Below are 6,041 nucleotides of genomic sequence, written 5' to 3' on the forward strand. Positions count from 1 at the left end.
CCGGGGGCGCCCCGGCCCGCCGGGCGCGGGCCGCGCCGGAGGGTGCGGCCCAAGCGGCGCCCTACGGCAGCCGGGCGTGCTCGGCGCGGCTTTCGGTGATGCGCCGAGCGGCGAGGGCGCGGGCCCGTTCGCGGTCGTGGCCGGTGAGCCTGGCGAGGATTGCGGCGAGTGGCCTGACCTCGCCGAAGCCGCCCCAGTGACCCTCGGGGATCTCGGTGGGGAAGACCCAGATCCGGCCGGGGTCACGTGGCCAGGCGCCGTCCTCGGCGTCCAGGATCGCCTCCGTGACGTCGGCGATGACGCCCGCGCGCTTGTGGGCGTCGAGCTGGCCCTCGGGCACGGACGGGACGACCTTGTAGCGCGGGGCGTCCGCGATCTCGCCGCCGACGTAGACGGCGGCGGGCCGGTGCAGGAAGAGCCAGGACACCGCGCGGGTGGCCGGGTCGGCGGGGTCGAAGCCCTCGTGACGGATCAGGATCTCGGTGATGCGGTTGAGCAGGGCCGCTTCCGCCTCGGGCCGTAGGGCGCCATCGGGGATGTGGACGTCGAGCATCGGCATGGCCGTCGCCTCCTGGAGGTCACCTGGGTTTAATTTCTCAACTCAGCTGTGCCGGAGCCTAGCCCCGGCTGAGTGGAGATTGTCAACCCAGGTGCGGCGGGCGGGCTACGATCGAGCCATGGCGGAGCAGCGGAAGCAACGGCGGATCGACCCGGCGAACTGTTCGGTCGGGCGCGCGCTCGCGGCGGTCGGCGAGCGGTGGTCACTGCTGATCGTGCGGGAGGCCCTGGACGGTGTCAGCCGCTTCGGGGAGTTCCGGACCCGGCTGGGGATCGCCAGCAACCTGCTCTCCACCCGGCTCGACGGGCTGGTCGCCGCAGGCGTGCTGCACCGGGTGGCGTACCAGGAGCCCGGCGACCGGCAGCGCTTCGAGTACCGCCTCACCCGGAAGGGCTTCGACCTGCGGCCCACCGTGATCGCCCTGCTGGAGTGGGGTGACAAGTACCTCGCGGACGAGGAGGGACCGTCGGTCGTCGTCCGGCACGGCGCGGCCGAGGAGCACGACGGGCCCGCCGACGACCGCCACGGCTGCGACGCACCCGTCACCCTCGTCCTGGAGTGCGCCGCCGGCCACACCCGGCTGTCCCCGGACTCCGTCTACCGCAGCCCCGGCCCCGGCGCCCGCTTCCTGCCGTCCTGAGCGGGCGGGCGGGCCGAGCGGCCCGCGGCCCGGAAGCGCGGGCGCTGCCCGGACCGGGTGCGGCCGAGCCGGCCTACGCCCCCAGCAGGTCGTCCAGCACCCGGCCGAAGACCAGGCGGCCCGCCCGGGAGAGGAGCGGATCGAGAGGCCCGGGCAGGCCGGTGACCGTCAGCTCCTCCGTCCAGACCGCCGCACTGCCGCCGCCGGCCGCCCGGACCCGCAGCTCGGCCCAGCCGCGCACCGGGCGGCCGCGCTTGACCAGCCGGCACCGCCCGTCCCGCCCCGGCCCGGGGGCGACCAGCTCGGTGATCTCCATCGGGTCGTCGAAGCGCAGCGGCCCCAGGGCCGTCCGGGCGAGCACGAGGTCGCCGACCTCCCGGCCGGTGCCCCGGGCCACCCGGACCCGGGTGAACGGCACCCGGTCACCGTGCCGGGGCCAGGCGGTCAGTCGCTCCCAGCACACGGCGGGCGGCAGCGGGGAACGGCGGATCAGGACGAAACGGGCCACGGTCCGTCACCTTAGCGGCAGCGGGGCCTCAACGGCGCCCCAGCAGGCTCGCCACCGCCGTCAGATCGCCGTCGTCCTCGACCAGCACCACCAGCGGCGCACGCGCCGGAGCCCCCCACCGGGCGATCTCGTGCGCGGCGACCCCGAGCCCCGGCGGCGCGACCAGGGCGACGGGCGCTCGCGACTCCAGCAGCGGGCCGAGCACCGGGCGGTACGCGGCCGGGGGCGGGCCGTCCCCGGCGGGGCGCAGCACGCCGAGGGCCTGCGGGCCGGGCCAGCCGCGGGTGGCGCCTCGGTAGCGGGTGGGCGCGGCGTCGGGCGGGGGCAGCAGCAGGACCCAGCCCGCGCCGGGACGGGCCGGCCGGCACAGCACGTCCAGCCGCACCGCCGCAGCGGCCGTCTCCCCGGACCTCGCGGCGGCGCCGGCCGGCTCGCCCAGCCGGGGCGCCGGCTGCCCGGCGAGGGTGGAGCGCAGCACCTCGGTGGTGCCCAGCCCGCTCGGCAGGTCCGGGAAGGAGCGCAGCAGGTGGGCGCTCTGGTCGAGGAGTTCGACGGCGTCCCGGTCGGCCAGCAGGGCGCGGTCGTGGGTGGTGGTGAGGACCAGCCCGCCGGTGGCGTCGTAGTGGGCGGCCAGCGTGATCGGGTACGAGGTGAGGGTGCCGGCCGGGACCGGGCTCCCCACGTGGATGCCGTGCGCGGCCAGGTCGCTCTCCAGCCGCAGGTGGTGCGCGGTGGTCGGCTGGTGCTCCAGCACGACCAGGCTGTTCGGCCGCTGCCCGCGCGCGCCCGGCGTCCAGCGGTGGGCCTGGCCGGGCGAGACCCACTCGTAGGAGGCGAGGTCGAGCACCCCGTCGCGCAGCGCCGCGAGCAACTGCGGCACGGTGGTGCCCGGGTGCACCCGTACGGAGATCGGCAGCGGGTTGCGCAGGGCGCCGGGCAGCCGGTCGATGCCGTCCAGCGGGATGCCCCGGCCGGAGACCGTCACCGCGAAGCCGACCCGCACCGCCCGGCCGGTCCGGCCCGGGCGGCGGGGGCGGTCCGACTGCTCGGCGCGGTACAGCAGCAGCGCCCAGGCCGCCTGGAGCGCGCTGCTCTCGCCCGCGCCCCAGGCCGCCGCCCAGCCGCGCAGCCGGACCGCCTCGTACGGGGTGAGCCGGCGCCTGGTGCGCGCGCTGCCGCGCCGCAGCGGGTCCGGGACGAGCGGCAGGACGGAGCCGGCGGCCGGCCGGGTCGACCAGAACTGCCGCGCCGCGTCCGTGGACCGGCCGGCCAGCCAGCGGGCGTGGTCGCGTACGTCGGGCCGGCGCTCGCCGCCGGGCAGCACGCCACCGGTCAGGTAGGCGCGGTAGAAGGACTGGAGCAGCAGCCGTACGCTCCAGCCGTCCAGCATCGCGTGGTGGTAGGTGAGCAGCACCCGGGTGACCGGCCCGGCCCCGGCCTGCGGCGCGGCGTCGACCAGGGTGGCGCGCAGCAGGGCGGGGCGGCGCAGGTCGAAGCCGCGGCGGCGGTCGCTGTCGAGCAGTTCCTCCCAGTCGGCGGCGTCGTGCCGGTGCCGGGTCACCTCGGGGGCGGCGTGCTCGTGCAGCACCATCCAGGGCTCGCCGGCGTCGCCCTCGTCCCAGTCGAAGGCCGCGCGCAGCACCGTCTCGTGGTCGAACACGGACTGCCAGGCCGCCGTGAAGCGGTCGGTGTCCAGCGGCCCGTGCCAGCTCCAGGAGAGCTGCTCGACGTGCCGTCCGTCGGGCCGCGGGGCGCCGATGACCTGGCGCAGCAGCTCGCGCTGGAGGGCGCTGGTCGGCACGGTGACCGGCTCCGGCGGGTGGGCCACGGCGTCGCGCAGCTCCTCCAGCAGGCCGACGGCGCGGGCGGGCGGGCCGGGGGCGAGGCCGACGAAGAGCCGTCGCCGGCCGTCCCGGGCGTCCTCGACCAGCACGGCCCGGAGCGGGGGGCCGGTGGCCAGGCCGCGCCCGAGTTCGGCGAGCACCCGGTCGAGCCCGGCCGGGCCGTCCACCGTCCGCTGCCAGAGCAGGTCCGGCGCCGGCCCGGAGGGCGGCTGCGGCACGACGGCCCGCAGCGCGGTGCGCAACTTCTCCGCTGGGTAAGGGCGGTGCAGTTCGACGAGGGTGAACTCCTGCGCCGCCGCGGGCTGTTCGGAGGAAAGTCGGGTCCGGGCTGCGGGGCCGCCGGCCGGCGCGGCGCGCACCGCCCCGGCGTCCAGCGGTCCCGGAGGCCGGGGGGCGGGCAGGCAGGGCTCGGGCGCTGGTGCGCCGACCACCAGCAAGGTGACGGGTGCGCTGGAGAACTGACGGTTCGTCATGAGTGGTCAGCGGGCACCGGAGCCCTCATCCTTCCCGTGGACCGGCCGGGACAGCACCGGGGTTACTGGGTGGCGAGCCCGCCGCAGACGTTCAGCGCCTGGGCGGTGATGCTGGCCGCGGTCGGGCTGGTGAGGTAGCCGGCCAGCGAGGCGACCTCCTCGGGCGTGGTGTAGCGGCCGAGCGGGATGTGCGCCTGGAAGTGCCGGTGGATGGTCTCGGGGGTGGTGTTGTAGGCCGTCGCGTACTCGTGGTGGATCCTGGTGGTGTGCGGGGTCTGGACGTAGCCCGGGCAGATGGCGTTGACGGTGGTGCCCGTGGGTGCCAGCTCCTTGGCCAGCGCCCGGGTGAAGCCGATCACGGCGTGCTTGCTCGCGGTGTACGGCGCGCCCAGGGTGACGGCCTGCTTCCCGGCGGTGGACGCGATGTTGATGATCCGCGGGTGGGTGGTGCTGGTGATGTGGCCGTGCCGGAGGGTCTCCCGGGTGACGAGGAAGACGGCGTTGAGGTTGGTGTCGATGACGTCGTACCAGAGGTCGTCGGTGGTGGTCGCGGTCGGGCCGCCGCCGGTGCGCCCGGCGTTGTTGACCAGGACGGTGATCGGGCCGTACTCGGTCACCGCGTGGCGGATCAGCTCGCCGACCTGGGCGGGGTCGCGCACGTCGCAGGTGAGGCCGTCGGCCTGGTGGCCCTCGTCGCGCAGTCCGGCGAGGGCCTGGTCGATGTCCCGGGCGGTGCGGGCGCAGATGAAGACCCGGTGGCCGCGGCTGCCGAGCTCGCGGGCGATGGCGAGACCGATGCCGCGGGTGCCGCCGGTGATGAGGGCGAGGGGTTTCTCGGGTGCGGTGGTCATGGCGCGTCCTGTGGGTGAGGGCGGGGAGAGATCGGCGGGGGCGGCCCCCGCCGGAGGGACTCAGGCCGGGTACAGGTTGTAGGTGGTCGGGTGGGCCGTGGTGGGTGAGCTGAGGGCCGGGTCCAGAGTGAGGATCGCGTGCTGGAGGTGCTGGAGGTGCGGGGAGGGCTGGATGCCGAGCTCGGTGGTCAGCCGGTGGCGCAGGTGGTGGTAGGTGGTCAGGGCGCTGGTCTGCCGGCCGGCCCGGTAGAGCGCCACCATGGCCTGGGCGTGCAGGCCTTCGTGGTGCGGGTGCTGGTGGGTCAGGTGGGTGAGCTCGGGGATCAGCTCGTTGTGCCGGCCGAGCCGCAGGTCGGTGTCGATCCGGCGCTCCAGGGTGATCAGCCGGCTCTCCTCCAGGCGCATGATCTCGATGGTGAGGATCGGCCCGGGCCGGACGTCGACCAGCGCGGGGCCGTGCCAGAGCGCCAGCGCGTGGCGGAAGTGGGTGGCGGCCTGGTGGTCCCGGCCGTGGTTGAAGGCGTGCTGGCCCTGCGTGGTCAGCAGGTTGTAGGTGTGGACGTCCAGGTCGTCCGGGTGGGTGGAGAGCTGGTAGCCGCCGTGCCGGGTGGTGAGGATGTCCTTGGCGGTGGTGTGCGGGGTGGGCCCGAGGGCCTGGGTGATCCGGCGGCGCAGCTGAAGGATGTACGTCTGCATCGTGGTGAGCGCCTGTCTGGGAGGGTCGTCGCCCCAGATCTCCTCGATCAGGGTGGCCGTGGGCAGGATGCGGTTCGGGTAGAGCGCGAGGAGGGCGAGGATCTGGCGCTGCTTGCCGGCGGTGGGGACGACGGAGATGCCGTTGAGGTCGGCGGTGAGGGGGCCGAGGACCTTGAGGTGCATGGCGGTTCCCTAAGAATGTGAGGCGGTCCGGGAGGACCGGGTGTGGCTGATGGCTGGAGCGCCGCAAGGTCCGCGGCGCCGATGTCGTCGCCGCGAAGGCGGTGGAGGCCGCGCAGTCGCAGATGGCCGAACTGCCCGGTGAGAAGCGGGCCGCGAAGCTGGTCTGCGACCTGGCCCACCAACTCCTGGCGCTGGACGAGCGGATCAAGGACAACGACCGCGAGATCCGCGAGACCTTCCGCACCGACGACCGCGCCGAGATCATCGAGTCCATGCCCGGCATGGGC

General features: G+C 75.5%; 6 protein-coding genes and 1 pseudogene. 2 read left to right on the forward strand and 5 right to left on the reverse strand.

Annotation, left to right across the window (positions count from 1 at the left end):
- Positions 1–61 precede the first annotated feature (61 nt).
- Positions 62–559 (reverse strand): hypothetical protein, encoded by a 498-nt coding sequence (locus ACZ55U_RS20585; protein ID WP_465527586.1) that lies wholly within the window; start codon positions 557–559, stop codon positions 62–64.
- Between the two features lie 118 nt (positions 560–677).
- On the opposite strand from ACZ55U_RS20585, the gene ACZ55U_RS20590 reads away from it, so the two are divergent.
- A complete protein-coding gene (locus tag ACZ55U_RS20590) occupies positions 678–1,199 on the forward strand; it encodes a winged helix-turn-helix transcriptional regulator (protein ID WP_465527587.1) in 522 nt (173 codons plus the stop codon).
- A 73-nt stretch (positions 1,200–1,272) separates the two neighbouring features.
- Here ACZ55U_RS20590 and ACZ55U_RS20595 read toward each other — a convergent pair whose 3' ends face one another.
- From ACZ55U_RS20595 to ACZ55U_RS20610, 4 genes are all read right to left on the reverse strand, one after another.
- Positions 1,273–1,707, reverse strand: a complete 435-nt coding sequence (locus tag ACZ55U_RS20595) for an SRPBCC family protein (protein WP_465527588.1) — start codon at positions 1,705–1,707, stop codon at positions 1,273–1,275.
- A 28-nt stretch (positions 1,708–1,735) separates the two neighbouring features.
- The gene (locus ACZ55U_RS20600) at positions 1,736–4,024 is read right to left on the reverse strand and encodes a condensation domain-containing protein (protein WP_465527589.1); all 2,289 of its coding nucleotides are present in this window, start codon (positions 4,022–4,024) and stop codon (positions 1,736–1,738) included.
- 62 nt (positions 4,025–4,086) lie between these two features.
- Positions 4,087–4,875: an SDR family NAD(P)-dependent oxidoreductase gene (locus ACZ55U_RS20605; protein WP_465527590.1), complete on the reverse strand. Its 789-nt coding sequence runs from the start codon at positions 4,873–4,875 to the stop codon at positions 4,087–4,089.
- A gap of 60 nt (positions 4,876–4,935) precedes the next feature.
- Positions 4,936–5,754, reverse strand: coding sequence for an AfsR/SARP family transcriptional regulator (locus ACZ55U_RS20610; protein ID WP_465527591.1), 819 nt, complete (start codon positions 5,752–5,754; stop codon positions 4,936–4,938).
- A gap of 50 nt (positions 5,755–5,804) precedes the next feature.
- Between ACZ55U_RS20610 and ACZ55U_RS20615 the strand changes: the two are divergent.
- Positions 5,805–6,041, forward strand: a pseudogene (locus ACZ55U_RS20615) (IS110 family transposase); the annotation flags it as partial.

Source organism: Kitasatospora sp. NPDC034533 (assembly GCF_055575155.1).